Consider the following 23,619-nt stretch of genomic DNA (forward strand, 5'->3'; position numbering starts at 1 on the left):
ATACGTTTGTTGTTATTGGAAAAGTACCAACCGCAGCCTGATCCGACCGAGTTACTCGTTGAATTACACTATTTGCCTTGTCTGGACTATGTGTCAGGGTTATTGCAATTTCAGCGAGTGCGGTTAGAGGCTCATGAGCATTACCAGAAGCAAAGTTACAGAAATCGCTGCTACGTTCTGACGGCAAATAAAGTAGATGCCCTTACAGTGCCCGTACAACAGGGAACCCATCATCACCCGATTCGGGATCTCCAGGTGGATAATGGACAGTCCTGGCAAAAGCATCACTGGCGGAGCCTTCAGGCAGCTTATAGTAAAGCACCGTTTTTTGAGTACTATGCGCCCGAGTTTGAACGGATTTACCAGAAAAACTGGACGTTTTTGTTTGATTTGAATAGCGAGCTGCTGACAATTTGTCTGAAACTACTTGGGATAACCAAGACGGTGAACCTGACAAATTGCTATGAAAAGCCTTCGGTGGCCAGCCTATTTGACGCTCGTTCGATGATAAATCCGCGAAATAGGTCAGAATCGTATGTATTCTACAAACCGATACCCTATCAGCAGAACTTTGGCTTTGATTTTGTACCAAATCTGAGTATTATAGACCTATTATTCTGCCAGGGACCACTGGCGACGGAGTTTTTAAGTTTGAAATGATTTACTGGTTTCAGGCGTTATATATGCAGTATTTTACCTGAAAGCGTACGTACCGATAACTGTAAAACTGGCTCGCTGGCAGGAGTGAACAAATCCTTAAAACTCTTCGTTAAGCCAGTATACGCTTACCTAAGGAGACCCCAAGCGAATGGAAGCAAAATTCTCAAACCGCGTCAAGGAAGTCATCACGCTGAGTCGGGAGGAAGCCTTACGCTTAGGCCACGACTACATTGGAACCGAACATCTGCTGCTAGGCATGATTCGTGAGGGAGAGGGTGTGGCCGTTGGTCTACTGAAAAAACTCGGTATCTCACTCGACGAACTCCGGGTCACGATCGAACAGGCAACGAAAGGAACCGCAACCAACAATGTGAAAAATCTGGCCAACATTCCGCTGACCCGTCAGTCGGAAAAGACCCTGAAAATCACGTACCTGGAAGCAAAAATTTTCAAAAGCCCGCTCATTGGAACGGAGCATTTGTTGCTATCGATTCTGCGTGATGAAGACAATGTCGCTACGCAGATTCTGAACAAGTTTAATGTTAATTACGAAGTCATTAAGGAAATGCTCGAATATCAGTCTTCGGGAAGCCGTCCAGTGATGGGCCCCGAAACCGACGACGACGACAACGATCGGGGCATGTTCGGCGGTGGCGGCAGCTCTGGTTCGGGCAAAGATCCCAAAGGCTCAGAAAAATCGAGAACTCCTGTTCTTGACAATTTCGGCCGGGATTTGACCAAACTTGCAGAAGTCGGCAAGCTGGATCCTATCGTGGGTCGTGAAAAAGAAATTGAGCGTGTGGCCCAGATCCTGAGCCGCCGGAAGAAAAACAACCCGATCCTGATCGGTGAGCCAGGCGTTGGTAAGACGGCTATTGCCGAGGGACTTGCCCTGCGCATTGTGCAGAAGAAAGTATCGCGGGTGTTGTTCGGTAAGCGTGTCGTTACACTTGACCTTGCATCGCTCGTTGCTGGCACGAAATATCGCGGTCAGTTCGAAGAGCGCATGAAGGCTGTAATGAATGAACTGGAGAAGTCACCAGAAGTCATTCTGTTTATCGATGAGTTGCACACCATTGTTGGTGCAGGCGGTGCATCGGGTTCGCTGGATGCCTCGAATATGTTCAAACCAGCGCTGGCGCGGGGTGACATTCAATGCATTGGCGCAACCACGCTTGATGAGTATCGGCAGTATATCGAGAAAGATGGTGCTTTAGCCCGTCGTTTCCAGATGGTTATGGTCGATGCGACCTCGATCGATGAAACGATCGAAATCCTGAACAACATCAAGGATAAATACGAAGATCACCACCACGTTACCTATACTAAAGAAGCAATTGAGGCTGCTGTGAAACTGTCAGAACGGTATATTTCTGATCGGTTCCTGCCCGATAAAGCTATTGATGTACTGGACGAAGTAGGTGCTCGGGTACACATCTCGAACATCACGGTTCCCGAAGATATTCTTAAGCTTGAAGAGCAAATTGAGAATATCAAGAAAGAGAAAAATCAGGTTGTTAAGAGCCAGAAATACGAAGAAGCCGCTCAGCTTCGTGACAAGGAAAAACGCCTGATCGATCAGCTCGACCGTGCTAAACAGGCATGGGAAGAGGATACGAAGAAGCGTCGTTACACGGTCAACGAAGAAAGTGTTGCCGAGGTCGTTGCTATGATGACCGGAATTCCGGTAACCAGTGTATCCAACGACGAAGGCAAGAAACTCGTCAACATGGGCGAGGAGCTAAAAGGTCGTGTAATTGGTCAGCAGTCGGCAATCGATAAACTGGTGAAAGCGATCCAGCGGACACGGGTTGGTCTGAAAGATCCGAAGAAACCGATTGGTTCGTTCATCTTCCTGGGCCCAACGGGCGTAGGTAAGACCGAGCTTGCCAAAGTGCTGGCTACCTACCTCTTCGATAAGGACGACGCGCTGGTGCGGATCGATATGTCGGAATACATGGAGAAATTCAGTGTAAGCCGATTAGTTGGTGCACCTCCGGGCTACGTAGGTTATGAAGAAGGTGGTCAGTTGACCGAAAAAATCCGCCGGAAACCATACAGCGTTGTGCTGTTGGATGAAATCGAAAAAGCACACCCAGATGTATTTAACATTCTGTTGCAAGTGCTAGACGATGGTATCCTGACCGATGGTCTGGGTCGTCGCGTAGATTTCCGGAATACAATCATAATCATGACCTCCAACATTGGGGTTCGTGACCTGAAAGATTTCGGGGCTGGTATTGGTTTTGCTACCCGCAAGTCGGCTGAATCGCAGGACGATCTGATGAAGAGTACAATTCAGAGTGCACTGCGTAAAGCGTTCTCACCTGAATTCCTCAACCGTCTGGACGATGTAATTGTGTTTAACTCGCTGCAACGCGAAGACATTCACAAAATCATTGACCTGATGTTGGGCAAACTCCTGGGTCGTGTAACCAACCTTGGTTACACGGTTGAACTGACTGAAAAGGCAAAAGACTTCCTGTCCGAGAAAGGATATGATCCACAATACGGTGCTCGTCCGCTAAGCCGCGCTATCCAGCGTTACCTTGAAGACCCCGTTGCAGAAGAAATTCTGAAAGGAGAACTAAAAGAGGGCGATACGATTCTGGCTGACTATAGTGGCGAAGGCGATGTCTTAACCATTACGGTAAAAAAGCCTGAAGCTGTGGTTGAGTAACCCTCATTACATACTAAAAAGCCTGCCAATTCAAAATTGGCAGGCTTTTTTTGTTTATAGCGCACAATTTCTGGTGCGCTATAAATTATATGTTTTTCTGCTTGACCTGATCAATCAAATATTCTGATGTTCGCATGGAACTGGCCAGAATGGTCCAGGTTACGTTTTTGTCGCCCTGCGAAACAAATGGAGCAGCATCGATAACAAACAGATTTTTTACGTCATGAGCCTGCTGATACTTATTCAGAGCTGATTTCTGTGGGTCATTGCCCATGCGGACCGTACCTACTTCATGAATGATTCGGCCGGGTGCAGCCAGGCCGTAACCGTGTGCAGAATCAGGACCAGGTTTAGGACCAAGCGCAATACCACCCATCGAATGAATGATTTCTTCGAAGGTATCCTGCATGTGTTTGGCCTGCTTCACCTCATAATCTGACCATTTGTAGTGGAAGCGCAAAACAGGAATCCCGTATTTGTCCACCGCATTCGGATCAATTTCGCAATAGTTACTTTCAAGTGGAACCGGTTCACCCCGACCTGACATACCAATATAAGCACCGTAGAATCGGCGATAATCATCTTTTAGCCCTTTGCCATAGCCACCGCCCGGTTTCGTTTTGCCGTCGCGGCCGGGAATCATACCATTAAGTGCTTCAACCCCTCCGCCAAAGCCGTAGCCTGGCATGCCCATTCCGCCACCATACTCGATGTGGTAACCACGTGGGAAGTCAAGCTTGCGGTTGTCGAGCCACCACGGTGTGAAGACGTGCATGCCCCCAACGCCATCTTCGTTGTAGCGTTTGCGATCCATCAAAGCCGGTACAAACGCCGAGCGACTGGCTCCGGTCGAATCATTAAGGTATTTCCCGACAACGCCACTCGAATTAGCCAGGCCGTTCGGAAAGCGAGCCGATTTGGAGTTGAGCAGAATCCGGGCTGATTCGCAGGTACTAGCTCCGAGCATAACAGCCTTTGCCCGAATGGTAATCTCTTCCAGTGTACGGGTGTCTACGTAGCTAACGCCCGTTGCCAGTCCGGTTTGCGGATCGGTAAGAACCTCACGAGCCATAGCCCCGTTGATCAGTGTTACGTTGCCCGTTTTAACCGCCGGAATACAAAGAACTGACGATGACGAAAAATCGGCATAAGCCTGGCAACCCCGGTTGCACTGATGGCAATAGAAACACTGACCTCGTTCTTTATTGATGGGTTTGGTCAGAATGCTAAGCCGTGATGGAATTACAGGAATGCCGATACTTTTGGCACCCTTCCGAATCATCAGCTCGTGCAGACGGGGTTTTGGTGGCGGCAGAAAAATTCCGTCTGGTTCATTCGGAAGGTTCTCGATCGAACCGAAGACACCAATTAATTTGTCAACCCGGTCATAGAAAGGTTTAAGATCATCATAGCCGATGGGCCAGTCATCGCCAACACCCGTTAAGGAGCGACGCCGGAAATCGTCGGGGCCGAACCGGAGCGAGATCCGCCCCCAGTGGTTCGTACGTCCACCAAGCATCCGGGAACGGAACCAGTGAAACTCGGTGCCTGGCTTAGACGAATACGGCTCTCCGTCGATATCCCATCCGCCCCAGGCTGCATCGAAATCGCCACCCGAACGAGCGGCTGTACTAGCCCCACGTCGGGGTGATTCCCAGGGCCATTTCAGTTGGGTAATGTATTTTGGATCGGCAGGGTCATAATAGCCACCAGCTTCGAGCAGGGCAACTTTAGCGCCTGCTTTGGCTAGCGTATAAGCGGCCATGCCACCCCCCGCGCCAGAACCGACAATGACGACATCATAGACAAGGGGAGCCTTTTTTAGTTGAGGAATATCCATCGGAAAGGAAAGAGGTTTTTTAGGAAAGCCAACTTGACGTTGATATTTCTAAAAGGAGGGAAGTCATCATGTTTACTGTTATCTATTTGTATGGAATCCGTGGAAAATCTACAGCTTTAAAAATAATAACCCGTTCGTGGCTCAGGAACGAAAAAAGCCGAACAATGCTGTTCGGCTATAATGCTTTTCAGGAGCGATTCCTGACCTAAATTATAAAGCAGGTAATCGTTACCGCATAGCCTGAACGGCTTCGGCTACTTTATCGGTATTAATTATATCGATGCCTAACTTTTTCAATTGCTTCCAGGCATTGGGTGTGTCGGGAATGGCCCAGAAGCGGATCGGTTTGTTGTCGCTGTGTGCCCGCTTGATAACGCGCTTCAGTTTTTCGCGGTCCGCATCGGGTATATCACCCATGCCATCCCAACGGGAGTAAAGCCGGAAATTATCGCTGATCATGGCTACCCGTTGCAGTGTTTCTTCATCATAGACTTCGCTCGGGCGACCATCGAACTGGATCAGAAGTGGATAATCGAGGTAGTTTTCGATTTTAGGGCGATTGCCGCTAACGATGACCTGAATGGCCTTTGTATTCGCGGTTCTATTGAACGATGCCAGATTCTCCTGTAGGAGCGTAATCAGTTTCGGTAGTATGTCTGCCGGGCTGTCTTTTACATCAACCACCAAACCAAATGTGTAATCCCGGTCGGGACTTACTTTGGTCTTATATTGGTTGAATAGTTTCGAAATGGGCTTTATGTACAATGAATCCAGCGTTGGGGCATTGCCAGCTGGCTTTTCATGCGAAACAACTAATTTATCACCCTGCAACCAGATGTCGGCTTCAATAAAGTCGGCACGTTGTTCGTAGGCAGCTACGAATGGTTTAGGCTGAGCGTAGTCGTTATGGGCATGGATTTTCTGTGCGGTAGCGACCGACGCAGAGAGCAATAAAGGGAGTAGGATACGGAGCGACATAAGCACTACTTAATTTCTGACAAAGTAACACACTTATTTACCAAACCAAAACCGCTCATCAACCTTGCCGTTTCCGCTCAAACTACTATTTTTGGCTCTTCTTGTTTTTTATTAACGACCCGCTCATCTTGCCGGTCGGGTTTTTGACTAACTAATGGATTTACTGAAAGGAAAAGTTGCGTTAATTACTGGTGCGTCGCGCGGCATCGGGCGGGCTATGGCTCTCAAATTTGCGCAGGAAGGTGCTACCGTAGCGTTCACGTATTTGTCTAGTGTTGAAAAAGGCCAGGCGCTGGAAAATGAACTCCGGGCTTTTGGTGGAGAGGCAAAAGGCTATCGTTCGGATGCATCGGACCACAAAGCAGCGGAAGAACTCATCAATCAGGTTGTGGCCGACTTCGGTAAACTTGATGTTCTGATCAACAATGCGGGCATTACGAAAGATGGATTGTTGATGCGCATGTCGGAGGAACAATGGGATAGCGTAATCAACGTTAACTTAAAGTCAGTCTTCAATCTGACTAAAGCCGCTATCAAACCAATGATGAAGGCCAAGTCTGGCTCGATTATCAATCTGACATCGGTGGTTGGTATTCGCGGCAACGCGGGTCAGGCGAATTATGCGGCCTCAAAAGCAGGAATCATTGGCTTTACCAAGTCGGTTGCCCTAGAATTAGGGTCACGGAATATTCGATCCAATGCCATTGCGCCGGGTTTTATTGAGACCGAGATGACCGGCGAAATAAATGAGAAAGCTATTGAAGAATGGAAGCAGCAAATACCGATGAAACGCGGAGGACAACCCGACGAGGTAGCTGATTGCGCCATATTCTTAGCTTCCGACCTTTCACGCTACATCACTGGTCAGGTGCTGCAAGTGGATGGAGGAATGCTTACTTAAAATGTTCTCAGTTTATAGTTTTCAGTTCCTTCGGCTGGTTAAAGCATCGCTATTGGAAAGGCAACCGTAAACTGTAAGCTGTAGACTGTAAACTTTTACAACGTGCGCTCTGACGTTATTTTTCAAACTTCGCCCTGGTGGATTTTAGTGTGCCTGCTCGTAGGAGCGGTCTACGCGTTTGCTATGTATCAACCGCTTCCGCGCCTTGCCGGGAGTGGAGCAGCCCTTGGTGGTTTCGATAAGCGGACAACATATGGCCTGGCTGCGTTGCGGTTTGTGGTTGTAAGTTTTCTATGCTTTCTGCTGCTGAATCCCCTTATCCGAAGTTTGAAAACAATCACCGAGAAGCCTAAAGTTGTGCTGGCGGTGGATAACTCCGAGTCGATTGTCGCATCAGGACGGCCCGCTTTGAACCGGGCGCTGACAAGTCTGCAAACTCTGAGGCAACAACTCACCGATAAAGGCCTGGATGTAGCTGTGCGTACATTTGGCGATACCATCACCGACGTTGATCTTACCCAAATTCCGTTTACCCAGCGTACATCCAATCTGTCGGGCCTGTTATCGGGCATTCGGTCAGATTACGAAGGACGTAATCTGACCGATGTCGTTCTGGTGTCGGATGGTATTTTTAATCAGGGCGTATCGCCAACCTTTGGGGATTATCCGTTCGCCGTTCAGACGGTCGGTTTAGGGGATACAATCGCCAAGAAAGACATCCAGCTTAAAGGTATTGTTGCGAACCGGATTGCCTATCTGGGCAATCAGTTTCCGGTCCAGGCCGAAATTGTTAGTAATGGGTTTCAGGGGCGAAGTGCAACAGTTGTATTGCGGCAAAATGGCCGCGAGCTGGGACGCCAATCCATCAATTTCGGTAAGAACGATACGTTTAACCAACTGACATTTCAGGCCACGGCCACCCAAAAAGGAGTACAGCATTATGTGGTTGAGGTATTGCCACAGCCGGGCGAATTCAGTACTCGAAATAACCGGCAGGACGTTTACCTGGACGTTATTGACGGAAAAGAAAAAGTATTGCTATTGGCTTTGGCCCCTCATCCTGATGTGAAGGCGTTACGCAATATTCTGGAACGTAATCAGAACTATGAACTGGACGTCCGTATTTTAACCGGAACGGCCAATGAGGCTACTCCTCCAGCCGATAAAACCTACGATCTGATTATTCTGCATCAAATTCCCGACAATGGGGGCGTGGGCAATGCATTGGTTCAAAAATACCTGGCTAAAAATACACCAGTCCTGTTCATTTTAGGAAACCAGTCATCACTGGGGCCATTTAATACCTCAAATCCTGTTATGCAGGTTGTGGCTCAGCCGAATCAGAGTGACAAGGTGACAGGTGTTTTTAACAATGATTTTAAACAGTTAAACCTGGATCCGGCCAAGCTTGAGCTTTTGAGCAAGCTTCCGCCCATGTCTGTTCCCTACGGTGAGTTTCGGCTACAACCCGGTAGCGAGGTTGTTTTGTGGCAACAGGTCGGGAGCGTTCGTACGACAAAGCCGTTATTAGCACTGAACGTTACGGCACCCCGTAAAACGGCGGTTTTGGCGGGCGAAGGATTGTGGTCGTGGCGACTGGAAGAGTATGCACTGACCGACAAACAGGAAGTTGTTGACGAGCTGGTTCAGAAAGTAATCCAATTGATTTCGGTTAAGGAAGACCGGCGTAAGCTCCGCGTTTATCCAATCCGGAATGAATTTATTGCGGGCGAAAAAGTCATCTTTGAGACTGAACTCTACAACGACATCTACGAACGGTTATTCGACAGCCCGGTCCGGCTAGAAATAACTGACGAAAAAAACCTGACCCGGTCCTACAATTATACACCAACAGCAGCCAATAGCCGATTCGAGATCAGTCGGCTACCCGAAGGCGCCTATCGTTTTAAGGGCAGTGTAACCATCAATAATCGGTCTGAACAGTCGTCAGGCCAGTTTGTTGTGCGCGACCTTCAACTTGAAGCGCTTAACACAACAGCCGATCACGGCATGCTTCGTCAGTTGGCGCAGCAAACAGGCGGGAAGTTTTACGGTCCGGCTGCCGTAGACGACCTCGTTCGTAATCTGACTTCGCGTTCGCGTCCAGCCCGATTAACCAGTACCGAAGAGATGAATGAAATCATCAACTGGCGGTGGCTTTTCTTCGTCGTTCTAACGCTTGCTGCGATTGAGTGGGGATTGAGGAAATTTTATGGGGGTTATTGATACCAGTCAAAGGTACAAAACTGGTATTGCAAAACTTTTTTGTTGAAAATCAATGTTTTCTGCTTGACCGTGGAGACTTAGGCTCTTTTTATTCGTCTTTAAACCTGCAATGACAATGGAAACGCCATCGAAGCCAATGACTGCCCGCGAAAAAATCCGCAAACTCGTGGAAGTGAAAGAACAGGCGCAGCGAGAAGCAAAGGAACGATACCTGAATGATCCGGAGTACCGGGCTATATTTCAACAATTAAGGCAGGAAAATGCCGAAAGACGGGCCAAGTAGTAGCTACAAATTTGTTTGGATTGGAGGGGATTACAATAGGTATGCCTTTACAACGAATACCGATATTGGCTATGAGATTAAATTTGTACCGTCAGCTTATTTGTTCGTCGATTACGTAGAACAAACAGTCAATGCCTTTGAGATGATAATTGCTGTGGCAGACAATCCAACCGGCAATCAAATACCTGCTGACCCACTTACTGAACTGACCATCCAGGCTATTTTCTACAATTTTTTTCGCCCGAAAGAGCATATTATCGTTTATATCTGCGATAGCTCCGACGGGCGACAGGAAGCACGATTCCGAAAATTTGCCAGCTGGTATTACAAAAATAATACCGCCGATTTCATTAAAATGGACGCTCGCCTTCCTGATGGCGACCAGTTTACCCTTCTCTCTGGTATTCTATGCAAGAAACACCCGTACTTCAGTCAGTTTGTCGATCTTTTCAACCATTTAGCGGAAGCCGATAAATAGACGTACTCGCTTGCCAGTTATTCTGCTTGGATCGACAATTATTGTCGATCAATAAATAGTAACTACACGCCCAATACCAAAATAAAATGGTCGTTGGCCAAAGAGACTGAAACGTTTAGTCTGCCTATTATTCGTCTTCTGCCACTCTCTGATCCACCTGCATTGCGTTTCGAACAAACCGAATTTCGTTGTAAGTCACCCCATTGCCAATGGCTTGTAGAGCTTCACTCAAGCTTTCGGGTTCATTGGTTTCATAGTAAGACCGGATGGCCCTGATCCGGGCAGCTGGCAGAACATCCTCAACAGAAAGGTCGCCAGAGCTGATGCATTTGGCCAGATGACCTTCAACGGTTCCCACTGATAAGCTACGTTCTGTTGCAATATCGGCGATGCTTTTGCCCGATTGAAATAGCGTTAGTGTAACGGTGATCGACGGTATTTTAGGCTCTTTGGGTTCTTTGAGTTTCGGTGTTTTAGCCGCCTGCCGGAGTTTTGCCGCAGTTTCGCTCCGATCGGCATATGTCTGGATAATAGCCAGAATATCGGCTCCAACCTGTTTCACTTTCGTTTTGCCAAACCCTTTAATAGCCAGTAGTTCATCGGTACTTGTGGGCCGAAGGCGAGCCAGTTCTGCTACAGTTTTTTGAGGCAACACCATATAACCGGATGTATTGTGTTCGCCAGCCATATCGTTACGCCACTTCATCAACGCGCCATATAATCCTCCCCGGGCCGGGCTATCAGAGGCTGTCTCTGTCGGTTGGGGTTCAATTTTTCGCCGTTCGGGCATAAAATCGAGTTCGGCCCGATTGCGTGCCTGTAGGTAGACCAGTGCATCAAACTTATCGCGATTACTCTCGAAACTGCGGAGCTTGCTGAATAACTCTTTTTCCAGTTCATCCAGAATTTCCAGCATACTTTCGCGAACTTGTTTATTGTCGCAGTCGGTCGGGCACCGATAGATAATCGGCAGTAATTCATCGGCCAAAACAGTCTGAAAATACGCACTTGCTTTACGGACACGGTCCTGCAATGATTCGTTGGCTTCGGGCAACACCTCATTTGAAAAATAAGCAGGGAGCTGTTTCTGAAACCGGTTCGCAATGTCTCGTGCTTTTCCGTGTAAGGCGTCGGCAAGTTGGGCAAGCCCCGACTGTAGTTCTTCCGGAAAGCTGTCGAGGTGTTGGTTAACCACCCGCCGACAGCGATAAATCAGTGAGTTTGCCCGTTCAAAGGAGAATAACTCTCGTAACAATTGTTCCTGATTCGTTCGTTTGGACTCCAGAAGGTGTTGTTCGGTTGGTGTTTGCTGCTGAACCTGCTCATGAAAATCTTCCAGCATTTGCTCCGTTTTAATGCTGTGCGACGGTATCGGAGTGCGCAATACCAGACCGTCCAGGCTTTTGCAGCGGCTCAGTGCCACATAAACCTGACCGTGTGCAAAGGCCCCCGAAGCATCAATAATCGCCTTCTCGAACGTTAGCCCCTGGCTTTTGTGAATCGTAATGGCCCAGGCAAGTTTCAGCGGAAATTGGATAAACTTTCCGATAGGTTCCGCTTTTATTTCCTTCGTTTCCGGATCGAGGCTATAGCGAACATTGGTCCATTCGGCAGGATAAACGGCAATTTCTTCACCGTCCTGCTGGCTTCGTACATAAATAACGCCTTCGTCCATATCCGTCACCTGACCGATTTTGCCGTTATAATACAGCTTGTCGCGGGAGATGTCGTTTTTAATAAACATCACCTGAGCGCCTACCTTCAGATCGAGTTCGGCTTCAGTTGGATAAGCGTGGGATGGAAAATCACCTTCAACGGAGGCTGTAAATGAATGGAGTTTGGTTTTTAAAGCCGCTAATTTTTGGCTATTGATCTGCTGCGCGGTTGTGTTGTGTGTCGATAGCGTGATGTAGCCTTCGTCGTCGCTGGGCTGAAAATTAGGAATGTACTGCTGATTGAGTTCGTCTAATTGCCTCTGTGTTACGGTTTTCTCCCGAATGCTGTTCAGAATATCGATAAAACGCTGGTCGGCCTGGCGGTAAATATGCGTCAGTTCAATGGAAACATAGGGTGTTTTTTGAAGGGCTTTGCTGCCGAAAAAATAGCCTGTTTCGTAATGTGGTCTCAGAAGCGCCCAGTCGTCGTCGCGGATAACGGGTGGTAACTGCTGCATATCGCCAATGAGCAGTAACTGCACCCCCCCGAATGGTTCCGAATTATAGCGATACCGCCGGAGCACTTCGTCGATCCCGTCGAGCACATCGGCCCGAACCATACTGATTTCGTCGATAACGAGCAGATCGAGCGTACGGAGCAGGTTGATTTTCTCGCGATTAAATTTTCGATTGTCCCTCTGGGTAGATCCCGGTATAAGCGGACCGAATGGAAGCTGAAATAGTGAATGAATGGTAACGCCCCCGGCATTGATTGCGGCTACGCCCGTAGGAGCCACAACGGCCAGCCGTTTTGCGTTCGACTGTTTAATCTGGTGTAAAAACGTTGTCTTGCCCGTTCCGGCTTTGCCGGTCAGAAAAATATTTCGATTCGTATGCAGGACGAAATTAGTGGCAAGGTCAAGTTTTTCGTTTACGGTAGCTGGCATAAAGCGGTGGGTATAAACCGGGCAAAATTAACGAACATAGTGGACATAGAAATTTGTTTCATTAGAGAGACGCTATCTGGCGAACTGAGCGCAGCACCTGATTATTTTCTGTGTGATCTCGTGACGACTGTGTTTAAACAAAAGATCAACGTTGTACATTTGAAAAAATAGAACATTTGTTTTGAGCCGTGCCACGGTTCATGTGCTCTGCCCAGGTAACCGTGGCACGGCTCAAAGCAAATATTCTGGAAATTGACTAAGTAATTATGAATATTGGCGATAAAGTCCGACTACTTCGGGCAAAAGAACAGGGTGTCGTGTCGCGGTTTCTGCCCGGCAACATGATTGAAATTGAGATTGAAGATGGTTTTCGGATTCCCGTTATGCGATCGGAACTGGTTCTGGTTTCGCCCCTGGAGGCCGACCGACTTTTAAAGACCAGTATTTACGAACCGCAGAAAACGGTGGCTCCATCGGCTCCCGCCATTCTGTCTAATCAGGGCATTTATCTGGCATTCATACCCGTCAATGACCGTGAATACACGCTTCACCTGATCAACAACACGGATTGGGAGTTTCCCTATACATTAGGCGAGGAATCGGCGGCCAGTGGGGGAGGAGTACAGTATCGTGGCCTCCAAAGTGGCGTATTGAAACCCAAGGCACAGCAAAAAATGAATGACCTTTACGCACACGCCAAATTCGAAGAATGGCCGACTTTTGTCGTTCAGGGACTTTGGTTTCGGGCTGGAAAGGCATCGCTGCGAGCGCCACTGGTGAAGCGATTTAAGGCACGGGCAGCTACATTCTTCAAAAATAAAACCACGGTTCCCGTACTGAATCAATCCGGCTTTCAGACGCAACTGGATGTTGAAGCCGCAACGCCAACCGAGCCGTCGTCAGCTGCCCCGTCGAGTAACCGTACGGCAGGTACGCATTCCCGCCCAACCACGATTCGGCCCGAAGATTTAAAAGCGGAAATGCTTAAGTCCAAATCCGAATCGGCCGGACTATCGATTGAGCGCCCATCGTCGGTTGTCGACCTGCATACAGAAGCGTTGTTACCCAACGGTACTGGTAAGCGTACACCCGCTGATCTATTGACACTTCAACTCGATACGTTTGATAAATCGCTTGAAAATGCCATTGCCAGCGGTATGCACGACATCACGTTTATTCACGGTGTTGGGAGTGGAGCCCTGCGGACAGAACTCCATAAACGATTGGGCAAACACCCCAACGTGAAATTCTTTGAAGATGCCCAGAAACAGAAGTTTGGGTATGGGGCTACCAAAGTGACAATTAAATAGTTGGAGTAGCCAACAGCAGGCGTCTGGTTATCCGGCCTGCTGTTGGCTATACTAAACTAGGCAATGAGCGGTGTGTCCAGTTCAGCCAGCGATGCCTGAATTTCCTCCGAAGTGACCTCGTGTTCAACCAGTTTGCCGCTCAGGTATTGTTCGTAAGCGCTCATGTCGAAGTGACCATGACCGCATAGGTTGAACAGAATTGTTTTAGCCTTTCCTTCCACTTTAGCCTGTTTGGCTTCCCGAATGACCGTGGCAATGGCATGAGTTGCTTCGGGAGCCGGAATAATACCTTCTGTTCGGGCAAACTGAATGCCAGCGTCGAAACATTCTAACTGCTTGAATGCCTGTGCTTCAATGAGCCCGTCTTTCAGTAACTGGCTTACAATGGCGCCCGCGCCGTGGTAACGCAACCCGCCTGCATGAATAGGTGCCGGAATGAAGTTGTGCCCCAGCGTATACATGGGTAGCAGGGGCGTCATACCGATTGTATCGCCCAGATCATAGCGGAACACACCGCGCGTTAGTTTGGGACAGGAAGCTGGTTCGGCAGCAATACAGCGAATCTGTTTACCGGCAGTCAGGTTATAGCGCAGAAACGGGAAAGCAATACCGGCAAAATTGGAGCCGCCCCCAAACGGAGCGACAACAATATCGGGGAAGTCACCGGCGATTTCCAGTTGCTTGATAGCCTCCAGACCAATAACCGTTTGATGCATGAGTACATGGTTCAGTACCGAACCGAGGGCATATTTGGTATGTTCGTCCAGCATGGCCAGCTCGACCGCTTCAGAAATGGCGATTCCCAGGCTACCGGGCGATTGCGGGTCCCTCGCCAGAATCTGCCGACCCGATGCTGTACGCTCCGAGGGAGACGGATACACCTTGGCTCCCCATGTATTCATCATGATTTTTCGGTAAGGCTTCCCTTCATAACTGGCCCGAACCATATATACTTCGCATTCGATACCGAACAACTGACAGGCAAAACTCAGCGCACTGCCCCATTGACCCGCGCCCGTTTCGGTCGTGATGCGCTGAACACCAGCCTGTTTGTTGTAAAAAGCCTGAGGAACTGCCGTATTCGGCTTATGCGATCCGGCCGGGCTAACACCTTCGTATTTGTAATAGATTTTGGCGGGAGTATCGAGCAATTTTTCGAGTCCAGTGGCACGGAACAACGGCGTTGGTCGCCATATTTTGTAAATCTCTCGAACTTCTTCCGGTATCCCTACCCACCTATCTGTCGATACTTCCTGCTTAATTAATTCCATTGGAAACAACGGAGCGAGCATTTCAGGGCCAATAGGCTCGTGAGTGCCCGGATGCAGCGGTGGGAGTGGTTTGTTGGGCATATCGGCCACAATGTTGTACCAGTTCTCCGGAATGTCGGTTTCGGGTAAATTGATTTTCTTGATTTGTGTCATGATTAACAGGAGGGCCAGCGTTGGCCAGGTTTTAGGAAAACATCTTTCTAAAACCCACGATTTGCCATTAATCTACTCAGCGTAAACAGCGAAAAGCGACCAATTGATGTAACTTAGCCCCGAAATCAACTACCTGCTATGAGTCGTATTCTCGTGGTTTATCTGGCGTTTGGCTGGTTGATGCTGAGTTGTCAGCCATCCCAAAAACGTCTGAATCCACAAGCGCCCAAAGAAGCCTATAACACCACCGAAATGGAAGTCCGTAACGATCGCTTTCTGTCTACCGTGCATGTTCCTGTCTCCATTGCGCTGGGAGACATTGAGCGGCAAATAAATGCTCAGGTCAATGGCGTGATCTATGAAGACAATAGCCTGGAAGACAACAATAACGATAATTTTATGACGAAGGTCTGGAAGCGCGGCACCATTATCGTTAACGCGCAGGATAGCCTTTTTCATTTCACAGTTCCCTTACGAATCTGGGCAAAAGCCGGTGTATCTGTACTGGGTTTTACGCAGTATAAAGAAACAGAATTTGAGATTGACCTTCGGTTTAAGACGAAGTTCGACCTTGACCATGATTGGACGGTACATACCCAAACGCAGGCCGACGGTTATGGTTGGGTGCGTCGGCCAACGGTAAGCGTTGTTGGTGTCAATATTCCGATAACAAACATCGTTGGGCGACTGATCGACAAAAATCTGGGAACGATCACCAAGACATTGGATCAGCAGATTCGCCGTAATGTTGATCTCCGAACGCCCGTTCTGAAAGCCTGGAATACATTGCGTGAGCCCTACCTGATCTCCGAAAAATACCGCACCTACTTACAGGTTGTTCCGAAGCGGGTGCTGATTACTCCTCTCCGTTTCGAAGGCCGTACCATTCGGGCTACTATTGGCATAGAAGGGTTTACGCTGACAACGACGGGTGCTCGCCCAGACATTCGTCCGGCAGTGTCGCTTCCCGACCTAACGGTTGTGTCGCAGGTCAAGGATGATTTTCAAATTGGTCTGCTCAGCGAAGCCAGCTATCAGGAAGCTGCCAGAATCGTAGCGGACGAGTTTGTCGGGAAGAGTTTTTCGTTCAGTGAAAATCGGTATACCATCACCATAACCAGTATGGAAATGTATGGGCAGAATGAGAATCTTATTATTAAAGCAGGACTGAAAGGAACAATCAATGGGGACATTTACCTCCGTGGCCGACCCTATTATGATGCCAGGAGCCAGACTATTTCTCTAAAAGATCTTGCCTACGATCTGGATACGAAAAATATACTTCAGCAATCAGCCAGCTGGCTCCTGAAAGGCACGTTTGCCCGAACGCTGGAAAAGCAGCTTACAATTCCGGTAGGTTCGCAGATTGCCGAGATGCAGAAACTACTTCAGGATAAGCTCAAGAATAACCAACTGGCAAAAGGCGTTGTGGTGAATGGCCGGATCGATGAAATAAAACCTGATCAGGTTTATTTGACTCCCACCTCTTTACTGGCTGTTGTGAACGCCCGTGGCCGGATCGATGTGAAAGTGGATGGGTTACAGTAAGTTGTTATTGGAACAAACTGTTCTGTCAGTTATTGCCGCCCTGAATGCATAATTCGGCAGGAATGAATACCGGCGGTAGGTTCTTTGTATTGTTTAATATTCTGACATACTACACGAATTGCTCCTTTAAAATGCTGTGACCAGACTTCCTTTACGCGTCAAAAGTATGACGCAATGTAATAGTAGATTGTGAGAAAGCCTGGCCATTATCGTCAGGCTTTCTCATGACCAGACTAGTCGCCTATACGGCAGGAGGTAAACCAAACCGGGGGATGAGTTAAAACGCTGTTACCAAGATGAATTATGATTACTGAAGCCGTTCAGCCTGGTCAGGACTCAATTGTTGGATGATCTGTCCATTACTGACGACAAACAGAAGGGTTGCTTCTTCTTTATAACCCGGCCTGATATTATGATAAACGCGAGCATACGTAAGATCTGACCTCAGTTCAAACCGTGAATCCTCACCGGGTTTAACCTGATTATACATATAGTCCTGAATGTCTTGCTCTGTATTGAAGCGTACCCCAGCCCGAACACCTTCCAGACAATATATAAGATCAAAATATCTTGTCTTCATCTTTGGGGAGTGGTTATGATAAGCTGGAGATTTGAAAAGCCAACGCTAATGAGCAAAGACATATGTCTTCGCCACAACCTGGCGAAGAACAAAATAAGCAGATTGTTTTGGGATAAACGCAGATAAATTTTCTCTACTTATTGATCGTACACTATGTAGTGAATAGAAAGCCTCAGGACAGGAAGCGTTGATAAGAAATGACCCGACTCAACTGGCCGGGCCTTTCCAATTCTATCCACACCATTTCAAGGCTCCCATTGCTGGTAGCACTTGATAGATGTACAATATTAGTGATAAAAATAGAACTTCGGTAACTTGTTAGATCGGATTTTCCGATCTAACAAGTTGTACTAAAATACCTGATGCCGTTCTTTTAGCGCTAATTACGATTAAAAGGAATGGCCTGGGCTCGCTGATTATTCGCCAATTGGCGTTGTATAGGCTGAAAATTGTCTCCTGTTTGTTTGATCTCATTGAAATTCAGGGAATTTTATAAAAACTGAGCCAAATCCTGTAATTATTCAAACGGAATTAGCCCGTAAATTTGCTTTCTTAGTATGTGTTCTCAATACTATAGAGAACATACGACTTCTTTATCGTCCGGCCCTTTTTCAACACTTACTAATTTTGTCCTGTTACTAGTTATTAAATTCATGACTCAATTGCTGAAAATTTCTCTTTCCATTTCAGCCCTGCCGGGGCTCCTAAGAAGTATTCAATCTGCACGGCCTCGATTAAGGCCGTCCCAATCCTTCCAAATCGTCATACTTAACAGGCAAATCAACTAAACAGACCCACTGTCAGTCGTAAGACGAACACAGCTTTTGGAAAATATTGTCACCAAAATTGTAAATATAGGTACATTGGTGTCGATGAACGATGGAAGCTAAATCACAACAGTTCAGGGCGGCTTATCAATGACTATCTAACGAACCGAACGTCAAAGGTGGATGTCTGATAATGGACATACCAGCAGCTATGACTTTAAGAAAAACCCACCCAAAAGAAGCATTTACCAATCAACCATTCATGGAAAACATTCTGGACATTACCAAGAAAGTGATGGGAATACACCCCCAGCAAGGTGTAAAGCCGGTGCCTGGCCTGGTGCATATTGGCTCCAGATTTCATGGGTACCATTTGCCTGAACACTTTCTGACAAGTGAATCAATTTGCTACTGTGTAGGAGCTGGCGAGGACATTTCATTTGATACTGAACTCAAGGCTATTTTTGACGCACAGGTCTTTATTTTTGATCCAACACCCGAGGGGATCAATCATTTTCAAAAAGTAAAAGACTATACTCAAAACGACCAGTCACTAACTATTCATAATAAGCCACCTCACAATAAAGCACCTTTTACCTATCGTTTAACGGCCGACCAGGTAAACGCCATTACCTATGTACCGATTGGCGTATGGGATCAAAAAACGACGCTCCGTTTCTTTGCTCCCCAAAAGGAAAATTATGTGTCACATTCAGTTTTCTTATTCAAGGATTCGAATGAGTTTATCGAAGCACCGGTAGATCGCCTAAGTAACTTGATGGCCATGCTCGGCCATACGGCCGTAGATGTAGTGAAGCTGGAAATTGAAGGAGCCGAGTATACCGTAATTGATACAATTGTTCAGGATAAATTAGATATCAAGGCAATCCTGGTGGAGTTTGACGAGGTACATAATGCCACCGATAAAGCCTATCATTTTCGCATAAAAAAATCCTGTAGCCAACTGAAAAAAGCAGGCTATGTACTGGTACACTCTACCGAATCGTTGAAACGCACATTTATTCGGAAAGACGTTTTTGATACGCTAAACGTAAAAAAGAAAGCTTTCCCTATAACATAGGTTCTTAACGTTGCCTTTCCAGGAGTTTCGTTTGGAGCCGTGCCACGGTTACAATTAATGTACAACAAACCGTGGCACGGCTCCAAACGAAACTCCTGAAATAATATTGACGAAACGCGGCTGGATAATTTTGACATCCAGCCGCGTTTTTTTCTGCAAATAAAGCAAACGATTGCACAGCCTAACTCCAGGCGTAATACAGTAATCAATAATTTCCTAAACAAGTACATCCAGTTATTTAAGGTGCTAATAATTAGATCTTTATCATGCATATGGGCGGGGGCGTGAAAGGTCGGTGCGGGTAATCAACAGATAGTAACGGTAACAGTTTCTGGCTGAGCCTGGCAGGTTCATGCGTTTAAGGCAAGGTGCTTCATCGTAATTTAGTGGTTCAAATCTCCTTATCTAAAAGGAGCTATATAGACTAAACTCTACTTGAATGAAGACGCTGCTTACCTGTTTGCTTGTTATGGTGCTTTCTGCGCAACTTTTTGCTCAGACTAAGTACGCCATTCTACCAAAGCCGACCCGGCTTGAAGAAAAAAGTGGTGCGTTTACGATACCCGCCAGGCTAGCCATTGCTGTACCGGCTGGTAACGACAACGTTCGTCAGATTGCCCAGCTCCTTGCCGATCAGATTGCTAAATCCAGCGGCAACACGCCGACCATAACGACTGGTAAAGCGTCGAAAGGGATTTCATTCGTGCTTGAAAAAGAGGGTTCATTAGGCGCAGAAGGTTATAGATTGACGGTTTCGCCCAAGAGTATTAGTATCGCGGCCGAACAGCCCCAGGGCTTTTTTTACGGGGTTCAGTCACTTTTGCAGTTGATGCCATCCGCTGTTTTTAGCCCCACAAAAGTTGAGGGCGTAACGTGGTCTGTGCCAGCCTGTGTTATTGACGATCGGCCCCGGTATAGTTATCGTGGATCGATGCTGGATGCCGGCCGTAATTTTATGCCGGTTCCGTTTATCAAAAAATACATTGACCTGCTGGCGCTGCACAAAATGAATACCTTTCATTGGCATCTGACGGAAGATCAGGGTTGGCGGATTGAGATCAAAAAGTACCCTAAGCTTACGCAGATTGGCTCGATACGTCCAAAATCAATGATAGGCCGGTATAGCGACAATACCTACGATGGCAAGCCCTATGGTGGATTTTATACCCAGGATGAGGTGCGCGAAGTGGTTAAATACGCGCAGTCACGCTATGTGACAGTAGTTCCCGAAATCGAAATGCCCGGCCACTCGGTTGCCGTACTTGCAGCTTATCCTGAGTTTGGTAGTAACCCTGATAAAATTCTGCAGGTGAGTAGCAAATGGGGCGTTCACGACGAGGTGCTGTTCCCCCGTGAAGAAACCTTTACGTTTTTACAGGATGTACTGACTGAGGTTATGGACCTGTTTCCTAGTCAGTATATTCATATTGGCGGAGACGAATGCCCGAAAACGCAATGGAAACAAAGCCGCTTTTGCCAGGACCTGATGAAGAAAGAAGGCCTGAAAGATGAGCACGAATTGCAGAGTTATTTTATTCGGCGCATCGACAAATTCATTACGGCGAAAGGTCGTCGGATGGTAGGTTGGGATGAGATTCTGGAAGGCGGTCTGTCACCGAATGCTACGGTGATGAGCTGGCGTGGTGTGAATGGGGGCATTGCAGCTGCCCGGCAAAACCACGACGTTATAATGACCCCAAATACATACTGCTACCTCGATTACTACCAGGCTGATGCCAAAACGCAACCCATTGCCATTGGCGGATTTCTGCCCCTCGACAAAGTGTATAGTTTTAATCCATCAGTAACCGATAGTCTAACGGCTGATCAATCGAAGCACGTTCTTGGCGTGCAGGCTAACATCTGGACAGAGTACATGCCCACGACGCAATACGTTGAATACATGACGTTTCCGCGCCTTATTGCCATTGCCGAAACTGCCTGGACTCCCAGCGACGGCAAGAATTTTGATGACTTCAAACAGCGATTGGAAGTTCACAAAAAACGGCTGGATTTTCTGAAGGTCAATTATTTTGGGGCACCGATCAACAATACATTTGAGTATCAGTGGCCAAAAGCAGTTGCCGGAAAGTAAGGTTAAAATTCTTTAGCTAGATGATGTTTACGGTAAGCTATATGATTGACTGGCTGAGCGTAATCCGCCCGGTCAATCATATAGCTTAGGCTGTTACACCCAGCCATTGCCGAATGCTGGCTTCGGCATAACCAGCTCCGGAACTCATGCCTTTACCGCCAATGCCCGTCACGATCCGGATGTTTTCATCAACGTCATGTTCGAAAATCTCGGCTTTTGTCTGACTATAAAAGCCAGCCCACGTTTTTTCAACAGCCAGCGGAAAGGTTACAATACGTCTTGCTTCGGCTAGCATCAGATCGTTGATGTAGTCCTGGGTATGATAGCCCAGGTCTTCGGCTTTGGTCGCATCGGCGTATTCGTGCGAGTCACCGACAATGAAGGAACCGTCAATCGCCTGCTTGAACAGAATGTGGATGCCCCATCGTTGTAGTTCGGCGAGGTGTTCGGGTTTAGGAATAGTTGAAAATGAAGGACAAGCCTGGAAAGACTCATAACGACGAATAGACAAACCCGTCAGGATGTTTCCGGGTAATGTAATGCCCGAGACAGGTTTTACCAGAAGCATTTGTAATTTACTCACGACCAGATCGGCATCTGCCAGCACTTCCGGAAACAGCAACCGAACTTCGTGACCACTGCAAATAATAACGCGCCCTGCCTGAAACCGTTGTCGATTGGTGAGCGATACGATAGCGCCACTGTAGTTAGACTGGCAATCGATCACCGCCGAACCAGGCCGGTAATCCACGGCATATTTCTTCTGGATAAACGCAATCAGTCGATGGACCATCTGTTCGGGTTCTACGCTCAGTTCGTCCGGGAAATACAATCCTCCAACAACATAATCAGCTTGTAGCGTCGGGTATTTAGTCAGACACTGCGCTTTCGAGAGCAATTCACTGGCGTAGCCGAGGTGATTGTATCGGTCGTGGAGTTCGTTGGCCAGTTTCCATTCGTCGGTATCAGAGGCAATGTAAACCGAACCGTTTGCCCGTACGGTCAGGTCGGTCTGATTTTGGATATCACGGTAAATTTCCAGGCTTCGGCGGCCGTAATCGAACCAGCGGCCAGCTAAACCCGACGGTACTACCTGCCCAAAATTGCGGACCGTAGCCCCGATTGGATACTGATCTTTTTCGAGTAAGAGTACGCGCTGACCAGCTTTTGCCGCATGGTAAGCATGGAAGGTTCCCAGCGCACCCGCGCCGATGACAATCAGATCGTAAGTAGCCATACGATAAAGAGAGATGGAAAGAGACGACAATGGTTTACCGGGAAGCAGGGTAGGGGAACTCGCTCTGGTTCACTATCCTTATGCCCCCGCATCGGTTCACTGTTATGCATTAACCGATATTGTACGAGAATCCAGCAAAGCAGGTAATTCGCGAAGCGATCCGATCAGCAGATCATGCGGATAGGCTTCGAGTTGGTCTTGTGAATGAGTTCCATTGGTAACGCCCAGGTTCAACGCGACGCCAGCTGCCCGCCCCGACAACAGATCGGAAGGGGTGTCACCGATGTTGACAACGGCTTTCGGGCTGCTGATATCCAGCCACTGAATTGCCCGCTCGATCATCAATGGATAAGGGCGTCCGCGTTCGACTTCATCGCTGGCAATCGACAGCTGGATCATACTGGATGGGGTGCCTATATGCTGGTTGTCGAGTCCATCGAGCCAGCCGAGTTTTTCCAGAATGATATCCGTAACCACCCGATAAAACCCTGTTGTGAGGGCAATGGCAATACCCCGTTCGCGCAGATTAGCGAACGTTTCCAGACAGCCTTCTGTTGGTGTAGCGCCATTTACACGATAATGGTTCTCCAGAATACCCTGAAACGCAGCATAAGATACATCAACGTGCTTGGCAATATCGTGGTGCATTTCGCCAAGTTGTTCTTTCCAAAGCGAATTGAATACATACCGTTTAGACAGTCCCTGCATGGCCAGAATTCGATCGGCTGAAGCGATCAGACCCGTTTCGGCGGCTGCCTGTGCAAAACACCGCTCAACCTCGTGGTGATCGGTTACGGTTGTGCCAGCCATGTCGAATACTACTAATTCAATAGGTTGCATCTTTTTTTCAGAGAAAGAGGAGGTAAAGCAACGCAATCTTTTAATACATACAAATCCGATCGTATTAAGAAATCGAGAAAAATTAGCCT

17 protein-coding genes are annotated in these 23,619 nt (G+C 47.7%); 10 read left to right on the top strand and 7 right to left on the bottom strand.

The features are described 5' to 3' along the window. Positions 1-15: 15 nt before the first annotated feature. Positions 16-660: a WbqC family protein gene (locus tag GJR95_RS31690; RefSeq protein WP_162389679.1), complete on the top strand. Its 645-nt coding sequence runs from the start codon at positions 16-18 to the stop codon at positions 658-660. Positions 661-808: 148 nt separating this feature from the next. After that, positions 809-3,340, top strand: a complete 2,532-nt coding sequence (locus tag GJR95_RS31695; RefSeq protein WP_162389680.1) for an ATP-dependent Clp protease ATP-binding subunit — start codon at positions 809-811, stop codon at positions 3,338-3,340. A gap of 85 nt (positions 3,341-3,425) precedes the next feature. Here the strand turns inward: GJR95_RS31695 and GJR95_RS31700 are convergent, their stop codons facing one another. Beyond that, positions 3,426-5,180, bottom strand: a complete 1,755-nt coding sequence (locus GJR95_RS31700; RefSeq protein ID WP_162389681.1) for a GMC oxidoreductase — start codon at positions 5,178-5,180, stop codon at positions 3,426-3,428. A 228-nt stretch (positions 5,181-5,408) separates the two neighbouring features. Continuing rightward, the gene (locus GJR95_RS31705; RefSeq protein WP_162389682.1) at positions 5,409-6,158 is read right to left on the bottom strand and encodes a phosphatidylinositol-specific phospholipase C/glycerophosphodiester phosphodiesterase family protein; all 750 of its coding nucleotides are present in this window, start codon (positions 6,156-6,158) and stop codon (positions 5,409-5,411) included. Positions 6,159-6,312: 154 nt separating this feature from the next. Here GJR95_RS31705 and fabG point away from each other — a divergent pair, with 154 nt between their 5' ends. From fabG to GJR95_RS31725, 4 genes are all read left to right on the top strand, one after another. Continuing rightward, a complete protein-coding gene (gene fabG / locus GJR95_RS31710) occupies positions 6,313-7,059 on the top strand; it encodes a 3-oxoacyl-[acyl-carrier-protein] reductase (protein WP_162389683.1) in 747 nt (248 codons plus the stop codon). Between the two features lie 102 nt (positions 7,060-7,161). Next, positions 7,162-9,285, top strand: coding sequence for a vWA domain-containing protein (locus GJR95_RS31715; protein WP_232540918.1), 2,124 nt, complete (start codon positions 7,162-7,164; stop codon positions 9,283-9,285). 115 nt (positions 9,286-9,400) lie between these two features. Next, a complete protein-coding gene (locus tag GJR95_RS31720; RefSeq protein ID WP_162389684.1) occupies positions 9,401-9,568 on the top strand; it encodes a hypothetical protein in 168 nt (55 codons plus the stop codon). Then, positions 9,546-10,046: a DUF6169 family protein gene (locus GJR95_RS31725; RefSeq protein WP_162389685.1), complete on the top strand. Its 501-nt coding sequence runs from the start codon at positions 9,546-9,548 to the stop codon at positions 10,044-10,046. The genes GJR95_RS31720 and GJR95_RS31725 overlap by 23 nt, the downstream gene beginning before the upstream one ends. 127 nt (positions 10,047-10,173) lie before the next feature. On the opposite strand, the gene GJR95_RS31730 is transcribed toward GJR95_RS31725, so the two are convergent. Beyond that, positions 10,174-12,648: a helix-turn-helix domain-containing protein gene (locus GJR95_RS31730; protein ID WP_162389686.1), complete on the bottom strand. Its 2,475-nt coding sequence runs from the start codon at positions 12,646-12,648 to the stop codon at positions 10,174-10,176. A gap of 266 nt (positions 12,649-12,914) precedes the next feature. Between GJR95_RS31730 and GJR95_RS31735 the strand changes: the two genes are divergently transcribed. Then, complete coding sequence (locus tag GJR95_RS31735) at positions 12,915-13,958, top strand: Smr/MutS family protein (protein WP_162389687.1); 1,044 nt, start codon at positions 12,915-12,917, stop codon at positions 13,956-13,958. 56 nt (positions 13,959-14,014) lie between these two features. Here the strand turns inward: GJR95_RS31735 and GJR95_RS31740 are convergent, their stop codons facing one another. Further along, entirely contained in the window at positions 14,015-15,382 is a 1,368-nt protein-coding gene (locus GJR95_RS31740; protein ID WP_162389688.1) for a TrpB-like pyridoxal phosphate-dependent enzyme, read from the bottom strand. 138 nt (positions 15,383-15,520) lie between these two features. On the opposite strand from GJR95_RS31740, the gene GJR95_RS31745 reads away from it, so the two are divergent. Next, entirely contained in the window at positions 15,521-16,930 is a 1,410-nt protein-coding gene (locus GJR95_RS31745; protein WP_162389689.1) for a DUF4403 family protein, read from the top strand. A 307-nt stretch (positions 16,931-17,237) separates the two neighbouring features. Here the strand turns inward: GJR95_RS31745 and GJR95_RS31750 are convergent, their stop codons facing one another. Next, entirely contained in the window at positions 17,238-17,510 is a 273-nt protein-coding gene (locus GJR95_RS31750) for a hypothetical protein (RefSeq protein ID WP_162389690.1), read from the bottom strand. Between the two features lie 978 nt (positions 17,511-18,488). On the opposite strand from GJR95_RS31750, the gene GJR95_RS31755 reads away from it, so the two are divergent. Beyond that, on the top strand, positions 18,489-19,358 hold the full coding sequence (locus tag GJR95_RS31755) for an FkbM family methyltransferase (RefSeq protein ID WP_198424759.1): 870 nt from the start codon (positions 18,489-18,491) through the stop codon (positions 19,356-19,358). 439 nt (positions 19,359-19,797) lie between these two features. After that, positions 19,798-21,453, top strand: coding sequence for a beta-N-acetylhexosaminidase (locus tag GJR95_RS31760; RefSeq protein ID WP_162389692.1), 1,656 nt, complete (start codon positions 19,798-19,800; stop codon positions 21,451-21,453). An 85-nt stretch (positions 21,454-21,538) separates the two neighbouring features. Here GJR95_RS31760 and GJR95_RS31765 read toward each other — a convergent pair whose 3' ends face one another. Next, a complete protein-coding gene (locus GJR95_RS31765; protein WP_162389693.1) occupies positions 21,539-22,690 on the bottom strand; it encodes a TIGR03364 family FAD-dependent oxidoreductase in 1,152 nt (383 codons plus the stop codon). A gap of 102 nt (positions 22,691-22,792) precedes the next feature. Beyond that, entirely contained in the window at positions 22,793-23,530 is a 738-nt protein-coding gene (locus GJR95_RS31770) for an HAD family hydrolase (protein ID WP_162389694.1), read from the bottom strand. Between the last annotated feature and the right edge of the window lie 89 nt (positions 23,531-23,619).

This window comes from Spirosoma endbachense, assembly GCF_010233585.1.
In the GTDB taxonomy this organism is placed as follows: Bacteria; Bacteroidota; Bacteroidia; order Cytophagales; family Spirosomataceae; genus Spirosoma; species Spirosoma endbachense.

Excerpts from the sequence above, each read along its gene's own strand:
- GJR95_RS31695 (WP_162389680.1), top strand. The coding sequence starts at position 809 with ATGGAAGCAAAATTCTCAAACCGCGTCAAGGAAGTCATCACGCTGAGT.
- GJR95_RS31700 (WP_162389681.1), bottom strand. The coding sequence starts at position 5,180 with ATGGATATTCCTCAACTAAAAAAGGCTCCCCTTGTCTATGATGTCGTC.
- GJR95_RS31705 (WP_162389682.1), bottom strand. The coding sequence starts at position 6,158 with ATGTCGCTCCGTATCCTACTCCCTTTATTGCTCTCTGCGTCGGTCGCT.
- fabG (WP_162389683.1), top strand. The coding sequence starts at position 6,313 with ATGGATTTACTGAAAGGAAAAGTTGCGTTAATTACTGGTGCGTCGCGC.
- GJR95_RS31720 (WP_162389684.1), top strand. The coding sequence starts at position 9,401 with ATGGAAACGCCATCGAAGCCAATGACTGCCCGCGAAAAAATCCGCAAA.
- GJR95_RS31725 (WP_162389685.1), top strand. The coding sequence starts at position 9,546 with ATGCCGAAAGACGGGCCAAGTAGTAGCTACAAATTTGTTTGGATTGGA.
- GJR95_RS31730 (WP_162389686.1), bottom strand. The coding sequence starts at position 12,648 with ATGCCAGCTACCGTAAACGAAAAACTTGACCTTGCCACTAATTTCGTC.
- GJR95_RS31735 (WP_162389687.1), top strand. The coding sequence starts at position 12,915 with ATGAATATTGGCGATAAAGTCCGACTACTTCGGGCAAAAGAACAGGGT.
- GJR95_RS31740 (WP_162389688.1), bottom strand. The coding sequence starts at position 15,382 with ATGACACAAATCAAGAAAATCAATTTACCCGAAACCGACATTCCGGAG.
- GJR95_RS31745 (WP_162389689.1), top strand. The coding sequence starts at position 15,521 with ATGAGTCGTATTCTCGTGGTTTATCTGGCGTTTGGCTGGTTGATGCTG.
- GJR95_RS31750 (WP_162389690.1), bottom strand. The coding sequence starts at position 17,510 with ATGAAGACAAGATATTTTGATCTTATATATTGTCTGGAAGGTGTTCGG.
- GJR95_RS31755 (WP_198424759.1), top strand. The coding sequence starts at position 18,489 with ATGACTTTAAGAAAAACCCACCCAAAAGAAGCATTTACCAATCAACCA.
- GJR95_RS31760 (WP_162389692.1), top strand. The coding sequence starts at position 19,798 with ATGAAGACGCTGCTTACCTGTTTGCTTGTTATGGTGCTTTCTGCGCAA.
- GJR95_RS31765 (WP_162389693.1), bottom strand. The coding sequence starts at position 22,690 with ATGGCTACTTACGATCTGATTGTCATCGGCGCGGGTGCGCTGGGAACC.
- GJR95_RS31770 (WP_162389694.1), bottom strand. The coding sequence starts at position 23,530 with ATGCAACCTATTGAATTAGTAGTATTCGACATGGCTGGCACAACCGTA.